We start from the raw sequence: 19,870 nt of genomic DNA on the forward strand, positions 1-19,870 counted from the left end.
AATTTTTTGTGTTTTATGGTTCTAATAACTGTACATAGGTATAAAATGTAGATCATTTATTAGAAATTGCCTTGGTATTATCTATCCGTGAAGTTACTTAAACCCGCATTAATAGTCATTTCTGTCACATTTGTAGTTGGTATTGCTACCTTATTAGGTACCTATTTTTATATCAAATCTGACTTACCTAGTGTCGACGTCCTTAAAGATGTTCGATTGCAAACGCCTATGCGCATTTTTACCCAAGATGGTAAACTTATCTCCCAATATGGGGTGAAACGCCGTATACCTGTTACCCTTGAGCAAATCCCGGAACAGTTAATACAAGCTGTTATCGCCACTGAAGATAGCAGATTTTATGAACACCCAGGTATAGATCCTATCGGCATGATGCGCGCATTAGTTAATTTAGTCGTTACCGGCGAAAAAGGGCAGGGTGGAAGTACCCTGACTATGCAAATGGCGCGAGATTTTTTCCTGACCCGAGAAAAGAAATATATCCGCAAAATACGTGAAATTATTTTAGCGTGGCATATGGAGCAATTATTAAGCAAACAAGAAATTTTAGAGTTGTATTTAAATAAAGTAGAACTGGGCCACCGAGCCTTTGGCTTTGGTGCTGCAGCACAAGTCTATTATGGCAAGTCACTTAATGAACTGACATTAGCTCAAATTGCCACTATTGCAGGGTTACCTCAAGCGCCGTCAGTACTCAATCCTATTAGTCGCCCAGATCGTTCAGTGGTCAGAAGACGCATCGTTTTGCTACGTATGTTGGATGAAGAATACATCAATAAAGAGCAATTTGAGGAAGCTGTAAACGCGCCTGTCACCGCACAAAAATATGGCGCCGAAATAAATTTAGATGCGCCCTACTTAGCCGATATTATTTATAGCGAAATGATTGCACTGTATGGCAAAGATGAGGCGGAAACTGGCGGCTATCAAATTTATTCGACTGTTACATCTGATTTGCAAGCGGCGGCACAACTAGCTGTGCGCAGAAATTTACATGATTACGATGAACGTCATGGATATCATGGGGTAGTTAAACAACTTTGGTCATCCAATCTATCTGATGATAAAAATGAGCAACTTTCAGAGTCTGAAAAATCTGAACCCAATAGCTCAGACCCGTGGCCTGAAGAAAAAATGTTAACTTACCTGCAAGATGTACAAACCTTCGAATCAATGCATCCAGCCATTGTTGTTAAAGTGAATGAAAAAGACATCGTTATTTTCAACCAAAAAGAGAAATACAATATTATTGATTGGGATGGCTTAGATTGGGCGAGACCATTTATTAATGACACAAAACAAGGGCCCGCACCCAAAATAGCCAGCGACATACTACAAGCTGGAGCACTGATTTTAATCCGTCAAAGAGAAGACGATTCGCATTGGCAACTTACTCAATACCCGCAAGCGAGTGGTGCTCTTATTGCTCTGGATCCTAAAAATGGTGCGGCGCAAGCTGTGGTGGGTGGATATAGTTTTTATCAAAGTCAATTTAACCGTGCAACGCAAGCCAAAAGGCAAGTCGGCTCAAACATCAAACCTTTTATTTATTCAGCTGCACTAGAACATGGATACACTTTGGCAAGCGTGATAAACGACGCACCCATCACGCAATGGCAATCTGGTTCAGGAAACGCATGGCGTCCAGAAAATTCTCCTGCAGAATATGATGGGCCGATCCGTATGCGTGTGGCGTTAACTAAATCAAAAAATGTTGTGTCTGTGCGTTTGTTAAGGGCTGTAGGACTGGATAATGTTGCAGAACATCTTACCCATTTTGGTTTTAGTAAAAATGATATCCCTTTAGATGAGACCTTATCTTTAGGTTCTGGATCACATACACCACTAGAGGTGGCGACAGCCATGGCGGTCATTGCCAATGGCGGGTTTTTAATTCAACCTCATTTTATCCAACGCATTGAAAACGAGATGGGTGACATATTGTGGAAAGCGAATCCAAAAAACGCTTGTGATCCTTGTGTCCCCGCAACCCAGACAAACCAAAGCAATGCCGAGCTTGAAGATATTGAAGCACTTCTAGCCGCAGAGTTTGGTGTTACACCACAGGTTGATGAGCCCGTCAAAAATATTCTCTCTGCACCTAGAGTCATCAGTGCAGAAAATGCATTTTTAGTTGCAGAAATGATGCGTTCTGCGGTGCAAATTAATGGGAGTTGGGATAATCGTGGCACTGGGTGGCGTGCAGCAGTGTTGATGAACCGTCGTAGTGACATCGCCGGTAAAACAGGGACCACCAACGATGTTCGTGATACTTGGTTTAGTGGGTTTACACCAGACTTAGTGACCACTACATGGGTGGGGTTTGATGATAACAATCGGCGTTTGGGACGCAGTATGCCGAATCAAAATTTGATTAATAAAAACCCGAAAACCTATAATTATATAGGTAATGCATTAGTAGGCAGTGAATCCGGGGCCCATGCCGCACAACCCGCGTGGATAAGGTTTATGCAACATGGATTAGCGGGTAAACCTGAGCATTTGTTACCTATGCCTACAGATTTGCTTACAGTGCGTATCGATAAAGGCACAGGTAAACTGACTAATAGAACAGATAAGACATCTATGTTTGAATACTTTACTCAAGGTACTGAGCCTCAAACTTTTGTTGCCGATGCACAAATTATCGAACCTTCTGAGCAAGGTGAACAAAGTAAAAACCAGATTGAAGATATATTTTAAAGTAACATGACGCCTTCACTGGCCGAAGTTGTCAGTGATAACTGAAATAATACGAACAAACAGGACAATACGTTAATGGCAAATCCAGCAACAAAAAATGCGCTGTACATTCCTCATTCTGGCCCCTCATTATTAGAAACACCTTTACTTAATAAAGGTAGCGCATTTAGTTCTGATGAACGTATTACGTTCAATTTAACTGGCCTGATCCCGCCCCGGTACGAGACCATCGAAGAGCAAGTAGAACGAGCTTATATGCAGTATTCCAGTTTTGCTGAGCCTATGAACAAACATATCTATTTGCGTGCCATTCAAGATAATAACGAAACTTTATATTACCGATTAGTGAAAGATCATATCGACGAGATGATGCCGATTATCTATACCCCAACAGTGGGTGATGCCTGTGAGCAGTTTTCAGACATTTACCGCAGTTCTCGTGGATTGTTTATCTCGTATTCTGAACGCCATCAAATGGATGATATTTTACGTAACGCCACCAAGCGTAAAGTGAAAGTCATAGTTGTGACCGATGGTGAACGCATCTTAGGTTTGGGCGACCAAGGGATTGGCGGTATGGGGATTCCCATAGGTAAGTTATCTTTGTACACAGCCTGTGGTGGTATTAGCCCTGCTTATACCTTGCCCGTGATGCTAGATGTAGGCACTAACAACGAAAAGTTGTTAGCCGATCCCATGTATATGGGCGCGCGCCACAAACGTATCGGTCAAGCAGAGTATGACGAGTTTGTTGATATGTTTATCCAGGCGATTAATCGCCGCTGGCCTGAAGCTATGCTGCAGTTTGAGGATTTTGCTCAGCCTAATGCGATGCCTTTACTCGAACGTTATCGAGACAAGATATGCTGCTTCAATGACGACATACAAGGCACAGCTGCAGTCGCAGTGGGTACAATATTAGCCGCTTGTAAAAGCAAAAACTCTAAATTGTCTGAACAAAAAGTGGCCTTTGTCGGTTCGGGGTCCGCTGGTTGTGGTATTGCAGAGCAAATTATTCAACAAATGTGCAGAGAAGGTATTTCAGATGCTCAAGCACGAGGCCAAGTATTTATGATCGACCGATTTGGCTTGCTTACAGAAGGCATGCAAGGTCTGCGAGATTTCCAACAACGTCTTGTTCAATCAGAAGATGCAATTAAAGAATGGTCCTTTAGTGGAGAATTTGCATCATTATTGGATGTGGTTAATTGTGCACAGCCAGATATTTTAATCGGTGTCTCTGGGCAGGCGGGTTTATTTACTGAACAAGTTATCCGTAGCATGAAAAAACATTGCGAATTGCCGATTATTTTTCCCTTAAGCAACCCCTCTAGGCAAGTTGAGGCAACACCCCAGCAGGTTATAGAATGGACCGATGGTAAGGTTATTGTTGCCACAGGTAGTCCTTTTAAACCAGTTGAATATAAAGGCAAAACTTATCCAATAGCTCAATGTAATAATAGTTATATCTTTCCTGGTATAGGTTTAGGCGTTATCGTAGGCAAAGCCAGTTTGATCAGCGACGAAATGTTAATGGCAGCCAGCACAGCGTTGGCAGAGGCTTCACCTCTTGCTGCAACGGGGCAAGGTGAGTTACTCCCAGCATTGGGTGAAATAGCTCAGCTAAGTAGAAAGATTGCCTTTGATGTAGCAAAAATAGCCATGCAGCAAAATCTGGCCTTGGAAGTGTCGGATGAAATACTAAAAGAACGTATCGAAAGTAACTTTTGGATGCCGGAGTACCGCCCTTACAAACGAGTCAGTATTTAATTTAATTGAGTTAAAGAAACGTCCAATGGGGTGTTTCTTTAGTCTGTATATTACAGCTACTTATTTCCCAAGTATTTGGCCGAAAATTTCAGTTTATCTGTATCGCACGCAAATAGTGCGTTTTCCCTTTTTTAGTTAGTTGTTCTCATCGAAATATACCGATATGGCTGGTAACACTAGTAAAATGTCGAGAATTTCATGGGCATTAAAGTTGCTTAGCTGAATGTTACTTAATAATTTTTGAGCGATTTAAACATGCAATCCTTTATCGAAAAAATGCCTAAGGCTGAACTACATGTGCACCTTGAGGGTACACTTGAACCTGAGTTAAGTTTTGCGCTTGCCGCGAAAAACGGTGTCGAATTAGCTTACAAAACGCCAGAGGCATTAGTCGCTGCCTACGACTTTTATGACTTGCCATCATTCTTAGCCATTTATTATGCAGGCATGAATGTGCTGGTGGAAGAGGATGATTTCTATCAATTGACCTACGCATACTTGACCAAAGCCAGAAGCCAAGAAACCTTGTATGCAGAGTTGTTTTTCGACCCACAAGCACACACTTCCAGAGGGGTCAGCTTTGATACCGTGATGATTGGTATTCATCAAGCTCAAGTTGATGCAGAAAAAAACTTGGGGATTAAAAGCCAATTAATTATGTGCTTTTTGCGAGAGATGAGCGCTGAGTCTGCCATGCAACATTTAGCGTTAGCCAAGCCTTATCGCCATTGGTTAGTAGGGGTGGGACTTGATTCTGATGAGAGAAATAACCCGCCAATAAAGTTTGCTGAAGTATTTGCCGAAGCAAAAGAAATGGGGTTAAAGCTGACTATGCATTGCGATGTCAATCAACAAAATACCTTAGTGCATATCAAACAGTGCATTGATGATATTCAAGTTGATCGTATCGACCACGGTGTTAATTCGTTAGAAAGCGAAGCGTTGTGTGACCTAATCAAAGACAAAAAAATAGGACTTACCGTGTGTCCAGTATCCAATCAATTTGTGGTGCAGTCACTTACCTCAGATGAAATTCATCAAATGCTCAAAAAAGACATGTTAGTCACCATAAACTCGGACGACCCTGCTTATTTTAGGGCATATTTAAATGAGAACCTGATTGAGTTACAAAAAGAAGGTAAGTTTAATCAGAAGCAGATAGTGACCCTAGTCGGCAATGCCTTTAAAGTCGCTTGGTTAGACAATGCGACCCAAAACGGGTATTTGCAGCAATTACAACATTATGTAAGCCAATACACTTAAACTATTTGTGGTTGGTTTTAGGATTATTTAGGTGGGTTTAAAAAAGACCAAGGGACAGATTAAGAATCTATTCTGTCCCTTGGCCAAAGAACGTCAACTGTTACAAACTGATGTTAATTCGGTCTCTTCCTTCTGCTTTAGCGCGGTATAAAGCTGTATCTGCTGAGCAAATAAGGGCCTCAGGTGTACGGTATTGGCCACTATATTCACATGAGATGCCTTGACTAACACTCACTCGTAGAGTTGAGGACAGACCTAAGTCGCTAAAATTGATGATGTTTATCTGCTGCTGAATGTGTTTGGCAATTAACTCTGCATCTGCTTTATGACTGCGAGGCAGAATGACGGCAAACTCTTCCCCACCATAACGTGCCGCTAAACTATCGCTCGAGGGTAAACAATCATCTATGACCTTCGCTATTTTTTGCAAACATTTGTCACCATTAACGTGGCCAAATTGATCGTTGAAGTGTTTGAAGTAATCCACATCTATTAGGATAAAACTAATAGGCTGGCCGCTCACAATGTTCTCATTCCAGCTTTTATTCAGGGTTTTTTCAAGATTATACCGATTCGCCAAACCTGTTAAATGGTCGGTACTGGCTTGCCTACGCAGCTCACTATATTCGGCCTTATGTGCTGTTAAGTTATGCAACACACCAACAAACATCGGACTGCCTTCAGTCAATGATTACGGTAAGCAAGAAATCGATAAATCCGCCTCCAACCAAGTGCTATCCGCACGGGTTAATAACACTTCTTTGGGACCATGACTTAATGGCTGCTTTTTATTATCTTTCCAGTTTAGGAAGATATATTCATACTGTTCCCGGTGGCGATCGTGTAAAAAGTGAAACCACCGCTGCCCAACTAAAGCGTCTTGGGAATTGCCAAAAAATTTCGCGGCCATTGGGTTAATGACTTCGATGACACCATCAGCGTTTACTACAAAAATCCCTTCCGCGATAACATTTATCATGTTGATAAATGCACCCATTTTTTCGTTGGAAAGGGAAATAGAGAATTTTTCAATCACTGAACATAAGTCCAGATTATGACTGTAATCCTGCCTTGAATTGTTAGCTGGAGTCATCAATAAATCCTTAGTGAGTTTACGGCATCAAGTTGATGTCAAACATTCTAAAGAAAAAATCATTCCACTACCTTCTGGTAACCTTCTGTTTTTAACTTATTGTTTTAATTGTATTTATTTTAATTTTTTTACAATTGATTTTAAGAGATTTATTGACGGGATTTCAAACTTGTAAAATAAAGTATCAAGATTCAAGTTTCTTGTAGGTATAAAAAATGCACTTAGTTCGACAAATGCTTGAACGACAGGCGTCATTTATTTAAATTATGTAAACTTTTCAGAGTGAGTGGCGTGTACTATTTGCTGTTTAAGATAAGGTATTATACGGATTGATCTTAAGCCTTACATAGTAATATTTTGGCTTTACCCATGTCGCGTATTCTTCGGTGCTGGGTATGGATTTTGAATTTATTCATCACTCGCTCAGCGCCTATGGTGTATCCGTCAAACAAATCAAACTGACTCGTTACTGAGTCTTGTAGCCTATGAAAATTAATTGTTACCAATCTCTTAATGAAGGCTAGCCCAGTTCAAAATATAGTCAAATTATGGTGGATGTCCCTATAAACTATTGGGGTGGCTTATTAACTATTCTAGGGTCCGGGCTTGCGTAACTGTTACTGTATTCATCCGTCACTACCAATTGTATACAAATAGTTTCTTCGTCTACATCTGTGTCGATTAATCTTAACACTTGTCCTTCTGACTCAACACTTGGTGTAATGTCACGCTGTTCGTTCACTGGGACATAAGCAATTAATGGCTGTTCAAATGTCAGACGTGGACTACATGCATCACTCAGTGTAAAAGTAACATCTGTCGCTTCAGTGACATGTATCGTACCACTAGGTTCATAGAGAAATGTCGGCACACCTTCTATTATATTAACTGTGACAATAATATTGGTACTTGTATTGCTCATTTTTAATTTTCCTTGATTTGGTTAATTATTATTTTCAGGTTGATTCCCATATTATCTAAATACTCTAATTCCACCGAAACCTTAGATAGTTTACCAATACAACTATGAGCTTGGACATAAGGTAGTAAATATTCAACGTTGTGACTTTTTACAATGAGAGGAGCAAGAAGTTGGATGATTTGCTTACATGCTTTAATCTTACTAACTATGTTGTTGTCATAGTTGTGCTGGTATGACTCTAACAATTTTAACTGCGCATAGGCTAAAACATCATTAGGTTCAATAACATTTGAGGGGGGAAATGCTAGATGAACTGAGGACAACTCAATCAATTCCGCACTTTCTTTCCAGTTACCTTTAGCTTGATAATATCTAATTATCTCTAATATAGTCGATGGCCGTAATACGCTTTGAGGATCGATCAGGTATATAAAATCGTCATTCTCATGAATCCCACTTTTTTCGGCATATAGAATTTCAGAAATAGAAATTCCAAGTAAATCTCCATTCCATACTTCATTGTGTGGGTCTTGCTCGATGAGTTTTTGTAAAATCACCATAGCTTTAGATATATATTCGTGTGCTTGTGAATAGGCACCTAAGTAATTTTTTATTTTTGCTTGCAGCCAATAAGAATAGGCTAAACGTTCTAAAAAAGTCGCATTATCTGGCTCGGACGAGAGTACGGCTTCTACAGCTTGTTGTCCTTTTTTTTGAAATAATAACGCGTTATCTAAATTACCTAAATGTTGTTCAATGGTAGCTAGCCATGAAAGAGAGTCGGCTTTGTCGGAATGTATTAAGTTATCCGAGGGATACGTTAGTAGGAGTTGATTCGTCATGTTCAATGATGATTGAAATGCTTCTTTGGCTTCATTATATCTAAGCTGTTGTAAATAGAGTGATCCAAGTGTACTTAAAGCATTGTACAGCTCAATATGACCATCAATATTTTCTGGCTCTAACCGATTCATCTTCCGGCTATAATCCCGATACAACTCAAATAACGGCTGCGCCCCATCAAAATCACTCTCATCATACTTAAGCTGCCCTAACCAAAACGCATTCGCGCCCAAAGTTTTTAGTAACTCCAGATTATCAGCCTGTTCAACATACAACTTATCCAATATCACTTTCGCAGTAACAAAAGCCTGCTTAGCTTCATCAGTTTTCGCCCTAGAATAAGCTACTTCCCCCATAGCCCCTAATGTTTGAGCATGCTGAAACCTTGCTTTAAAGTTAAGCGCGGGGTCAGATAAAAAAAACAAACCATTATCATCATCCTCTTGCTGGCTAAAATACTCCAAGGCTTTATTACTGATCCCATCCAACAAATCCATACGTTTAACGCTGCGTAACTTGTCAGCAAATTCACCCACCATAAAGCCCAATAAACTTTCCGCATCGAGGCGTTTTTGCTGGGCGAAGGCTTCAGATTGTTGACTTTTCACGCTCATAAATATGGCGGTAAAGGTTAACAAGCATAATAGGCTGATAGTGGATCGAGTTAGCCAGCGTTTGGTTTTAACTTTTTGTTGTGAGGCGTTCAAAAGAGCCTGTTCATCGGCATCTAACGTAAACACCGGCATATTTTGCAGGCTAAGAGCTTCTTCTAAGGGTTTGCCTTGAGGCAGTAAATACGCCGAACTTTTATCTTCCTTGAGCCAACGTTCTGTTAACTGTTGCAAGCGACTTTTGATCGTAAGGCTATCTTTGTGAACAGAGATCCATTCACTGGCTCTAGGCCAACGTCTTAATAAAGCTTCGTGAGCCAAACTAAAACAAGGCTCGTTGTTTTGTAAGTGAGACACAAATAAACGGCTGTTGACCATAGCCTGCACAAAAGAGGTGTCACTGGCTTGGGATAATTCTGACCAACGCGCAGTGCGACTCGTAATGGTTTCGCCGTCTGGGTTTAATGTGACAAGGTGTGATAACACCGCGGCCAGTTGTGGTTGATGTTCTTCAGGTAATTGTTGATAAATTTCCTCCGCTTTTTTACCAATAGCCCCTTCAATACCACCAAGAGCTTTATATACTGACACCTGCAATTCATCAGATTCACTTCGCTGCAAATACAACTCTTGCAAGGTGTATTGCAACATGGGCAAGGCGTCGGGGTTATTCGCTGCCTCAGCACATAACAGTTGATCAAGAGGTGTGGCTGAATCTGCATCGACTGACCATGTTAAGTTCGCGGCTTTCGCTGGTAATCTGATCATCTGCATCAGTTCAGCCCGAGTCGGGGCGAGTAAGTCAAAATGTCCCCCGTTACCTTTATTTGCCATTAAACTTGGATGATTCACAACCAAAGGATAAAAATCATTGCGGCAGGCACTGAGCACCATAATGGCACCGCTGGTGGCGAGTTTTTGGATTAAGTCTAAAAACGCCCCTCGTGTATCGTTGCTAAAAACAGCTGACGATAACAACACTTCAAGTCGGTCGATAAATAACAAAAACTGCGGTTTGCTATAACTTTTATGTGTTTGTTTAAGAGACTGAATGCATTGTTCTATCGAGGTATTCGAGTCACCTTGCAGCTGCTGCGCCAAACTTTCAGCACTCATACCAGCAAATACTGGCTGGTCGTTTACATCCCAGTCCAGCATGGCTGAGGCCAAATCTATAAACAATCGTTCAGGGATGACATCGGCAAAATCGATACTGGTATCTGATACCACACCAATGCCGTTATACCCATTTGGGCCGGTTAATGCTGGTAATAAACCAGCATTGACTAAAGATGATTTACCGGTGCCGCTGGGGCCTAATATTAAGCAAAAAGTATGTTTGTCACTGACTTGGTTTGCTAGTTGTTCTAAAAGGGTAGCTATTTGTGTATTTCGGCCAAAAAAGACTTGAGCGTCTTTGGCTTCAAAGGCCACTAAACCTGGGAAAGGTGACGCTCCCTGCCAGCTATTTTGTTCGGCTTTAAACTCGTCATCAAGGGGAAAGTCTAGCTTGGCAATAATGTGATAGCCGCGTTTGCGGATGGTTTCTATATAAGTGGGTGTACTGGGTTTATCGTCCAGTGCTTTACGTAATTGGGTGATGGCTTTATGTACTGGATTGTCACCAATATCCATACCTCCCCAACATTGGGTCGCGATAGCGTCGGCGCTTAATACATCACCTTGTTGTTTGCATAACAACAACAACACATCCATTGCCTTAGGTTCAAGCTGCTTAATTAGCTCACCACGGCGTAAAGTATTAGTACTTGGGTTAACTTGCCAATTACCTAAGAAAAAAAGTGAACTGTCCTTCAGCACAAACTATTCCAGCCTTTATTAAAAGAGATTAAGGATGGAGATAATATGGAAATCATTGTTGGTAAATGGAGATTTGAAATGGGCATGTTTTTCCTGAATTCCTCTGTACATAGGACTATCAGAGGTGGATGTTATAAATATACCGGATAATGAGTCACTAAACTAGGGCTGACACTGTGCTCAATGTCTATTCACTTTTTTTAAGTTGGTGTATCTAGAGGCGGGTTGCAAAAATACGGTGCAAACTAAACCTAACAATTTACGATATCATGAAATTTTACAGAATCACAAACTATCCTATTGATGAAGTCGACGGTAAATTTGAAGCTGATATTTAAAATTGAATGATGAATTATACAAACATGGGACTGAGGGTTGAATGAGTTTATTGAATAAAATTGGCCGAATGCTAGCTGCATATTTGGAAAAACCGAGTGGGTCTATTCAACCATCAACCTGCAAACCCGAATTGTTGGCCTCAACGATAAGGGTGGGCGATGTATTGTTAGTTGATGGCTCCAGTCGGATCAGCACAGCGATTAAATACCTCACTCAATCCACATGGTCTCATGCCGCTTTGTGCATCGCCGATGACAGCAAGAGTGCAGACCCCAGTTGTGACAACGTAACCTTAGTCGAAGCCGACGTACTCGACGGTATAAGGACAATAGCGCTGAGTCATTATGAACACTTACACACAAGGATATGTCGCCCGGTAGGGCTGAATGACGAAGAAATAGACAGTGCTATTGGGTTCGCTGCGGCTCAAGTTGGATATCAGTACGATATGAAAAATGTGTTTGACCTAATGCGTTACCTAGTGCAAACCCCACCGGTGCCAACTCGTTGGCGCAGAAAAATGCTTGTGCTTGGCAGCGGTGATCCAACCCGCGCCATTTGTAGTTCCTTTATTGCTCAGACATTTCAATCAATTCGTTATCCCATATTGCCCCATGTTTTTTTTGAAAAAGCCAAACAACCCCACACTAAAGCGTATTACGATGAAGTGTTACAAATACGCCATCACAGCCAGTATGTGCCCAGAGATTTCGATTTGTCTCCCTATTTTAATATCATCAAACCCACCCTAAGTGAGACATTTGACCCTCACACATTAGAGTGGAGTGAGTATCAACATACTTAGCTATATAAAATAGAAAAATATAAGACCCACACTTTTTACATTCCCAAAAGATCATCTGGGCCGTAAGATACGGCCTGTTTTACTCTTGAATTGCATCTATGCCCACTTTCGCCACTTTAGCCGTATTTATTCCTACTATGTTTTTTATCTCGATCACGCCAGGTATGTGTATGACTTTGGCGATGACCTTGGGGCTAAAGATTGGTTTGCGCCGAACTATGTGGATGATGCTAGGTGAAGTCTGCGGTGTGGCAATAGTCGCTGTATCTGCCGTAATGGGTGCTGCGGCAATTATGCTGAATTATCCTACTTTGTTCGTTTGGTTTAAGTGGATTGGTGGGCTGTATCTGATTTACTTAGGATGCAAAATGTTTTGGGTAAGCAGGCGAGTATCTTTAACTGCTGAGCAAGATTTAACACTTAGCCGTTATGCCCTAATATCCCAAGGATTTTTAACTGCCATCGCTAACCCTAAAGGTTGGGCATTTATGTTGTCTATTTTGCCACCTTTTATCAATGGGACTCAGCCAATTACTTTTCAGCTGTTGTCGCTGGTGATTATCATTATGCTTAGCGAATTTATTTGTATGTTGATTTATGCAACAGGTGGCAAGGGGTTAAAAACCCTACTGAACCAAGGCAACAATATACGCTGGATGAACGGTATTTCTGGCACATTGCTGATAGGTGTAGGAGTGTGGTTGGCTCTGAGTTAATGAGTCTGTGCGCTACTGTTGGCCCTAGCTAAAATAGAAGCGAGTTTAGGTGAAACAGGTAACACCTTAAAAGGACTCACATTCGTCCCTCCAGTATTACCTGCGGGAATAAACCCGATGGCGGTTTTTGTTGCCGCTCCAACTATACGCATGACTTGACCTAAGCCCTCTTTAATATTGACCTGCCTGACTGCCCAAAACAACATCAATATATGAACTTTAGTGTGTAAAAAGGTGGATGCCTGCCCAAGCACATGGGCATTTTCTAAATGTGTAAACTCAACACCCGCATTACCTTGTTTTCTTGCCTGTTTTGCCAGTGCTAATTCTTGCTCAACATGAGGTTTGATATTTTCGTAAAAGTGCTTAGGCATAAATATGATCCTCAGATGTAGATTGATATTTGGCATAATCAATAAAAATAATACCGTCATTATAAATATAAGGCTACCCAAAGCGCCATCATGATCTATCTTAGCGATGTGGGTGATATCATACCTTCTATTAAGTGTATAACAGGGTACCTAAGTTTGAATTTTACAGGTATCCAAAAAGGAGACAAAATGAAAACCATTGGTATTGGCACCCAAACACCAGAGCAAGCATTAGACTCATTAAGGGATATGACCCAAACGCTGATCCCCATTCAACCTGAAGAACATCTATCCCGTATAGCTAAAGCCCAAGCGTATATGCAAGCCAATAACATAGATGCCATTTATTTGAATGCAGGCACAAACCTTACCTATTTCACGGGCATGAAATGGTATGCCAGTGAACGTTTGGTGGGCGCGATATTACCGGCAAAGGGTGAAGTGCAATATATTGCGCCTCATTTTGAGATTGGTAGCCTAAATGGCTTTAAGGTTATAGATGGGCCAATACATGGCTGGCAAGAACATCAAAGTCCATACAGCTTATTTGTTGAGGTATTAAAACAATTAAAAATAGCAGATACCGCCACCATTGGCATTGACGAAAGCGCGCAGTTTTTTATCTTCGACGGTATCAATAAAGCCCAAACCGGCTTAAACCTGATCAATGCACAAGAGGTGACAGCCCATTGCAGAATGCACAAATCTGATAATGAAATAGCGCTAATGCAAGCAGCAATGAACATGACACTTGCCGTGCATCAAGCGACTGCAAGTATGCTGTATGTAGGAATTAGCACCACAGCAGTCGAAGCCTTTATCCAACAGGCACACCAAAAAGTAGGCACAACCGGCAACTATTTTTGTATTGTACTTTTTGGGATGGCTACGTCTTTCCCCCATGGTGTGAAAGACCCACAAATCCTCAAAGCAGGCGACATGGTGTTAATTGATACCGGCTGCAAAGTGCACGACTATATATCCGACATAACGCGTACCTATGTATTTGGTGAGCCAACCACTAGGCAAAAGCAGTTTTGGGATCATGAAAAAGCCGCACAACTTGCCGCTTTTAATGCTGCCAAAATTGGTGTGCCTTGCGAAGCCGTCGATGCAGCAGCCCGTGTTTACTTAGCCTCACAAGGATTAGGACCAGAATACCAAACTCCCGGCTGCCCGCACCGTACCGGTCATGGTATTGGTTTAGACATTCATGAGTGGCCGTATTTAGTGGGTGGTAATAAAACACTTCTTGCCACAGGTATGTGTTTTAGTAACGAACCTATGCTGGTGATACCCGATGAGTTTGGTATACGTTTGGAAGACCATTTTTATATGACCGACAATGGGGCACGCTGGTTTACTGAGCCAAGTGACAGTATTGATAATCCGTTTGGTTTGTAGGGTTATCCTGTTTGATTAGCCATTTCCATTCCTACTAGCGGAAGCCAGACTTCCGAAAATTGAATCACGACTGATCACTTTGATTAAATAGGCGAAGGCGAATTTGTTTCTCAGTCTCTACGATGATAAAGAACACTACACCAATGCCAATAATGAGCATGCCCTGTAGCAGAGACACGGACTGTGTGGAGAATATTCCCTGAAGGAATGGCGTATAAGTTATGGCAAATTGCGCCAAAGTGACAATAATCACCACAGTCCATACTACTTTGGTACCGCGCACTGCCTTCCATGTCAGTGATGTGCTGTAGATGTTTCGAATGAAAAACAGGTGAAAAATCTCTATCACGACTAACAAATTAATCACAAGGGTACGCGCCAGATCAATACCGTATTCCTGGTTCATCGCGTAGGTATAGATACCGTAAACACCGCACAGGATCAGGAAGGAAACCAGTACGATATGCCAAAGTAATTCAAGATTAATTAGCGCTTCTTCCCTTGGGCGCGGTGGGCGACGCATTGTGTTTTCTTCCGTCGGTTCAAATGCAAGTGCCAAACCCAATGTAATACCAGTAATCAGGTTTATCCACAGGATCTGAATAGCTGTCATCGGAAGTGTCATGCCAAATAGTAGCGCCACAATAATTGTCATCGCTTCGCCAGCGTTGGTAGGTAGTGTCCAGCTAATCACTTTTTTGATGTTGTCATAGACTGTACGCCCCTCACGCACGGCCGCTACTATTGAGGCAAAGTTGTCATCTACCAACACAATTTCTGCCGCTTCTTTTGCAGCCTCGCTGCCTTTTCCGCCCATTGCAATTCCTGCATCGGCACGCTTGAGTGCCGGCGTATCGTTCACCCCGTCACCGGTCATTGCCACTGTCATGCCATGAGACTGCAGGGCCATAACCAGGCGCAATTTATGCTCCGGACTGGTGCGGGCGAATATATCGCACTCAAGCACAGCGAGCTTGAGTGCTGCATCGTCCATTTTGTCCAAATCAACTCCCGTGAGAACTGAGTCAGAATTTTGCAGGCCAATATGCTTGCCTATCGCAGTTGCAGTTTTTGTATGATCGCCGGTTATCATTTTCACGCGAATACCCGCTGTGTGGCACTCTTTTACCGCAGAAATTGCTTCGATGCGCGGCGGGTCAATCATGCCAACCAGCCCTAGCATCGTCAGTGAACCCTCCACATCGGTGTATTCAAGTACGGTATGTTCCGGGCTTGTAGATTTTACCGCAAAGGCCAGCACCCGCTGACCGAGACTTGCAATGCTGTCGGCTTTCTCGTGCCAATAGGCCATGTTGAGCGCTTCAATACCGCCTTCGGTTCGTTGATCTTTACACATTCCGAGGATACGTTCCGGCGCACCTTTTACGAACACACAAGCATGCTGCTCATGATCATGATTCAGGGTTGCCATGAAGCGGTGCTTGGCATCGAAGGGAATAGCATCGGTGCGCACCCACGCCGCCAACTGTTGCGGTGCATCAATGCCAACTTTACCCGCAAATGCCAACAATGCACCCTCCATGGGATCTCCCTCAACCATGAATACACCGTCAAGATGCTTCAAACTTGCGTCATTACATAATGCAGCAGCGAGCGCCAACTCTTCCAGGACGGCATGCTCTTTACCATTGATTTGTGCCTCCGCCAGCCGCAAAGTACCTTTAGGCTCGTAACCTGTCCCATCCAGAGAAAACAAATGTAGGTGTGTCACCGCGCTGGTTACCATCATCTCGTTGCGTGTCAGGGTACCGGTTTTATCAGTACAGATGACTGACACAGAGCCTAGTGTTTCTATTGCAGGTAAGCGTCGAACGATGGCATTACGCTTCGCCATCGCCTGCACCCCGATCGCCAATGTAATAGTGAGTACCGCTGGCAGCCCTTCCGGTATCGCCGCTACAGACAACCCCACCACTGCCATGAACAATTCAGGAAAATCATGATGCCCAGCGAAAGTGCCATAGAACAATAAAAGTGCGGCGATTAAAATAATCAGGCCAGTCAGCCTTTTGGCGAAAATACCCATTTGCTGGACAAGGGGCGTTGTCAGCATCTGCACTTCTGAAAGCAATCCACTAATGTGACCAATTTCAGTATCTTTACCTGTTGCGACTACCACACCTTTGCCTTGCCCGGAGGCAACTAGCGTGCCAGAAAAAACCATACAGCTTCGGTCTCCAAGCGGCGCAGCAGCGGCAACAGGATTGAGGTTTTTTTCTACTGCTAAGGATTCACCGGTAAGAATAGCCTCTTGTAGCAACATACCGTAAGCCGAAAGCAAACGGATATCAGCCGGCACCTTATCGCCAGCTTCAAGCAGCACAATATCCCCGGGGACAAGCGTTTTACCTTCGACACTGTGACGTTCTCCGTCGCGTAGAACTGCAGCTCGGGGGGCTAACATATGACGTATGGCATCCATCGCCTTTTCTGCCTTTCCTTCCTGAATGAAGCCGATAATGGCGTTGGCCACCACCACCGCCAAAATCACAAAGGTATCAAGCCAATGGGCCAGAAAGGCCGTAATAATTGCAGAACCGAGTAATACATAAATCAGGATGTTATGAAACTGGAGTAGAAAAAGAATGAAGACATTACTTTTTGGTGGCTCTGGCAGGAGGTTCGCACCATAGATTTCAAGTCGCGATCTTACTTCACTTTCGTCTAAACCTGCTGATGTGGCTTTAAGTGTCTGGAGTACCACTGTGCCTGGCATTTCGTGCCAGACGTGTTCGTTTTGAATTTTTGTCATGCAAACTAGAGCCCCATAAATTGGCAATTTCAAACAATTTGTTATTTGTTCCCGAGTTCAGGTTAACTTAGTTTTAGCTACTCATTTGCACCACAATACGGCCTGTTATTTCGCCCTTTAACATATCCTCAAATATCTCATTAATGTGCTCTAAGGGTTTAACTTCAATTATCGCTTTTACTTTGCCATCGGCTGCGAATTGCAGACATTCTTTCAGGTCTTTGCGGGTTCCGACAATAGAGCCAACTATTCTCACTCCGTTTAACACGGTGTCAAAAATTGGGATGGACATGTCCTCTGGTGGCAAACCGACCAGAACAAATGTCCCTCCCCGGCTCAATGACTGATAGGATTCATTGAAGGCAACTTTAGAAACTGCGGTGCATACTACACCGTGTACACCGCCGACCAGTGCCTGGATTTTCTCTGAGGGCTTATCCTTTTTAAAGTCGATGCAGTGCAAAGCTCCAAGCACTTTTGCGAGGGCCATTTTCTCGGCGCCCGTATCAACGGCAATCACCTTCATCCCCATTGCTACCGCGTATTGGATGGCTAAATGACCTAATCCTCCCGCTCCGACAATGGCCACCCATTGCCCCGTTTCACCTCGGCGACTTTAAGCGCTTTATATGTGGTCACACCGGCGCAGAACAAAGGCGCGGCGTCTACATAGCTCACTTCATCGGGGATTTTTACAACATATTCACCATTTGCCACGCAGTATTCTGCATAGGATCCATCTACCGAATAACCGGAATTTTGTTGCTCCAGGCACAGTGTTTCTTTACCCTCCAGACAGTAATCACACTGACCACAAGCTGAATATAACCAGGGTATACCGACTCTATCACCCAACTCTAAATGGTGAATTTCGGCGCCTATTTTAACGATTTCTCCTACCCCTTCGTGCCCTGGTACTAAGGGAAGTTTAGGTTTAACCGGCCAATCACCATGACAAGCGTGCAGGTCGGTATGACATACACCACAGGCATGTATTTTTACTAAAACATCTTTTGCGCCAACGTCTGGGATTGGGACATCTTTGATTTCTAGCTTTTCTTTGAACTGCTTAACGATAGCTGCTTTCATATTAGACATTACCTCAATTGAATAGCACCAGCAGAGCAACCACTCGCCCCTTTGCCAACGCAGTTTTCTAGAGCCGTGATTACCTTGTCAGATGTGCTAATTAAATACTTATATTACCCTTAATATATTGATGCAAATCAAAATTTAAGGCTAATTCGTGACCAACATTATTGAGATAATTAATTGCGAGGTTTCACCACGTCATTGGCGAGAAACGCCAAAGTGAGCACGATCACTAGTAATATGCGTGGTATAAATATCGAATTCGGCTAGTAGAAAAATACCTTTCCTATTCCATGGTTCATGACTGTTTTACAGGCACAACCACTGGCGAAATAAAGCCTTCAGGTTTAAATGCAAGTACTGAGCATGATACTTCATTGAGTACTTTCTCAGCAGTATTGCCAACAATAAAACCTTCGATACCAGTGCGGCAAACTGTCCCCATAATAAGTAAATCAATTTTTTCTTTCGCAACTAATTGTATAATTTCTTCTGCTGGATAATCTGAACGTGGAAAATGTGTATTTACTTTGGTTGTTCCCCAGTCTTCTTGTGCTACAACGTCTCTTAGCCTCTGCATGTTTTCTTTTAATGTTTCTCTTCTAAGCTCTCTAATTGTTTCTTCAGATACTCCTGCTCTGGTTGCAAGATATCCTTCTCCGTATACCGACCAAACTTGTACAAAATTAATAGATTTATTACCAAGTTCAATAGTCGCTCTTGTTGCTTGGACCAGTGTTTGATTCAAATTGGCATGGGGTTCATCAAGCTCTTTGGTATCAACTGGCGTTAATACCCTTTTAAATACAGGTCCTGAATCCGGTTTTATCACCCATACAGGACAAGGGCATTTTCTTAGCAATTGCATTTGAGTACTGCCAAAAAACTTTTCTAAGACACCACTTTGATTGTTATCAGTCATTATCATAATCAAGTCGTAATCTTGTTGTACTACTTGATTGATAATCTCAACAAAGGGAATTCCATCGGCTACCTTGCTATTTACATTAAGGTTATGACGGTTAAAAAAATCATTCGCTAAAGTTAATGCTTCTGAGGCTTCAGATCGTTTGGCATCAAATATTTCCTGAGCATATTTTTTCTGCAGTGCCAATTTGATTACTGATGGAATAGGCTGTACCACAGCAGTCAATGAAATTTGTGAACCAAATTTTTTAGAGATGCCTAATGCACATTCCAGCATATTTTCGTTGGCTATATTAGGCTCGATAAATAACAGAATATTTTTGAACATTTCTAGCGACCTCCATTTAAGAGTAAAAGTGCGAAACAGATTAATGTTTTATTTGGTTTAATTATGGG

Annotated in this window: 11 protein-coding genes and 2 pseudogenes; 6 read left to right on the forward strand and 7 right to left on the reverse strand. The window is 42.3% G+C overall.

Annotated features, from left to right (window positions below; genetic code table 11):
• Nucleotides 1–87 precede the first annotated feature (87 nt).
• The 3 genes from CXF95_RS04630 to add all read left to right on the forward strand — a co-directional run bounded on the left by CXF95_RS04630 (nt 88) and on the right by add (nt 5,754).
• Nucleotides 88–2,721, forward strand: coding sequence for a penicillin-binding protein 1A (locus tag CXF95_RS04630; protein ID WP_101197611.1), 2,634 nt, complete (start codon nt 88–90; stop codon nt 2,719–2,721).
• 75 nt (nt 2,722–2,796) lie between these two features.
• On the forward strand, nt 2,797–4,491 hold the full coding sequence (locus CXF95_RS04635; RefSeq protein WP_101197612.1) for an NAD-dependent malic enzyme: 1,695 nt from the start codon (nt 2,797–2,799) through the stop codon (nt 4,489–4,491).
• 255 nt (nt 4,492–4,746) lie between these two features.
• A complete protein-coding gene (add, locus tag CXF95_RS04640; RefSeq protein WP_101197613.1) occupies nt 4,747–5,754 on the forward strand; it encodes an adenosine deaminase in 1,008 nt (335 codons plus the stop codon).
• A gap of 100 nt (nt 5,755–5,854) precedes the next feature.
• Here the strand turns inward: add and CXF95_RS31360 are convergent.
• The 3 genes and pseudogenes from CXF95_RS31360 to CXF95_RS04660 all read right to left on the reverse strand — a co-directional run bounded on the left by CXF95_RS31360 (nt 5,855) and on the right by CXF95_RS04660 (nt 11,044).
• Nucleotides 5,855–6,733, reverse strand: a pseudogene (locus CXF95_RS31360) (GGDEF domain-containing protein).
• Nucleotides 6,734–7,415: 682 nt separating this feature from the next.
• Nucleotides 7,416–7,769 carry a DP-EP family protein gene (locus tag CXF95_RS04655; protein ID WP_101197614.1) on the reverse strand — a complete coding sequence of 118 codons (354 nt, stop codon included), beginning with the start codon at nt 7,767–7,769 and terminating at the stop codon, nt 7,416–7,418.
• Between the two features lie 2 nt (nt 7,770–7,771).
• Nucleotides 7,772–11,044, reverse strand: coding sequence for a winged helix-turn-helix domain-containing protein (locus tag CXF95_RS04660; protein WP_101197615.1), 3,273 nt, complete (start codon nt 11,042–11,044; stop codon nt 7,772–7,774).
• Nucleotides 11,045–11,423: 379 nt separating this feature from the next.
• Here CXF95_RS04660 and CXF95_RS04665 point away from each other — a divergent pair, with 379 nt between their 5' ends.
• Both CXF95_RS04665 and CXF95_RS04670 read left to right on the forward strand, forming a co-directional pair.
• On the forward strand, nt 11,424–12,188 hold the full coding sequence (locus CXF95_RS04665) for a YiiX/YebB-like N1pC/P60 family cysteine hydrolase (protein WP_101197616.1): 765 nt from the start codon (nt 11,424–11,426) through the stop codon (nt 12,186–12,188).
• Between the two features lie 98 nt (nt 12,189–12,286).
• On the forward strand, nt 12,287–12,904 hold the full coding sequence (locus CXF95_RS04670; protein WP_101197617.1) for a LysE family translocator: 618 nt from the start codon (nt 12,287–12,289) through the stop codon (nt 12,902–12,904).
• On the opposite strand, the gene CXF95_RS04675 is transcribed toward CXF95_RS04670, so the two are convergent.
• Nucleotides 12,901–13,278 (reverse strand): DUF3703 domain-containing protein, encoded by a 378-nt coding sequence (locus tag CXF95_RS04675; protein WP_101197618.1) that lies wholly within the window; start codon nt 13,276–13,278, stop codon nt 12,901–12,903. The genes CXF95_RS04670 and CXF95_RS04675 overlap by 4 nt on opposite strands.
• A 189-nt stretch (nt 13,279–13,467) precedes the next feature.
• On the opposite strand from CXF95_RS04675, the gene CXF95_RS04680 reads away from it, so the two are divergent.
• Nucleotides 13,468–14,682 (forward strand): Xaa-Pro peptidase family protein, encoded by a 1,215-nt coding sequence (locus tag CXF95_RS04680; protein WP_101197619.1) that lies wholly within the window; start codon nt 13,468–13,470, stop codon nt 14,680–14,682.
• A gap of 64 nt (nt 14,683–14,746) precedes the next feature.
• Here the strand turns inward: CXF95_RS04680 and CXF95_RS04685 are convergent, their stop codons facing one another.
• The 3 genes and pseudogenes from CXF95_RS04685 to CXF95_RS04695 all read right to left on the reverse strand — a co-directional run bounded on the left by CXF95_RS04685 (nt 14,747) and on the right by CXF95_RS04695 (nt 19,802).
• Nucleotides 14,747–17,455 (reverse strand): cation-transporting P-type ATPase, encoded by a 2,709-nt coding sequence (locus tag CXF95_RS04685; RefSeq protein ID WP_101197620.1) that lies wholly within the window; start codon nt 17,453–17,455, stop codon nt 14,747–14,749.
• A 73-nt stretch (nt 17,456–17,528) separates the two neighbouring features.
• Nucleotides 17,529–18,544, reverse strand: a pseudogene (gene adhP / locus CXF95_RS04690) (alcohol dehydrogenase AdhP).
• A gap of 301 nt (nt 18,545–18,845) precedes the next feature.
• Complete coding sequence (locus CXF95_RS04695; RefSeq protein ID WP_101197621.1) at nt 18,846–19,802, reverse strand: universal stress protein; 957 nt, start codon at nt 19,800–19,802, stop codon at nt 18,846–18,848.
• Nucleotides 19,803–19,870: the final 68 nt, after the last annotated feature.

Source organism: Paraglaciecola sp. MB-3u-78 (genome assembly GCF_002835935.1).
Lineage (GTDB): Bacteria > Pseudomonadota > Gammaproteobacteria > Enterobacterales > Alteromonadaceae > Paraglaciecola.

Bases quoted from the DNA above. Each gene is read 5' to 3' on its own strand.
- CXF95_RS04685 (WP_101197620.1), bottom strand. From the start codon at position 17,455: ATGACAAAAATTCAAAACGAACACGTCTGGCACGAAATGCCAGGCACA.
- CXF95_RS04635 (WP_101197612.1), top strand. From the start codon at position 2,797: ATGGCAAATCCAGCAACAAAAAATGCGCTGTACATTCCTCATTCTGGC.
- CXF95_RS04655 (WP_101197614.1), bottom strand. From the start codon at position 7,769: ATGAGCAATACAAGTACCAATATTATTGTCACAGTTAATATAATAGAA.
- CXF95_RS04665 (WP_101197616.1), top strand. From the start codon at position 11,424: ATGAGTTTATTGAATAAAATTGGCCGAATGCTAGCTGCATATTTGGAA.
- CXF95_RS04680 (WP_101197619.1), top strand. From the start codon at position 13,468: ATGAAAACCATTGGTATTGGCACCCAAACACCAGAGCAAGCATTAGAC.
- CXF95_RS04695 (WP_101197621.1), bottom strand. From the start codon at position 19,802: ATGTTCAAAAATATTCTGTTATTTATCGAGCCTAATATAGCCAACGAA.
- add (WP_101197613.1), top strand. From the start codon at position 4,747: ATGCAATCCTTTATCGAAAAAATGCCTAAGGCTGAACTACATGTGCAC.
- CXF95_RS04675 (WP_101197618.1), bottom strand. From the start codon at position 13,278: ATGCCTAAGCACTTTTACGAAAATATCAAACCTCATGTTGAGCAAGAA.
- CXF95_RS04670 (WP_101197617.1), top strand. From the start codon at position 12,287: ATGCCCACTTTCGCCACTTTAGCCGTATTTATTCCTACTATGTTTTTT.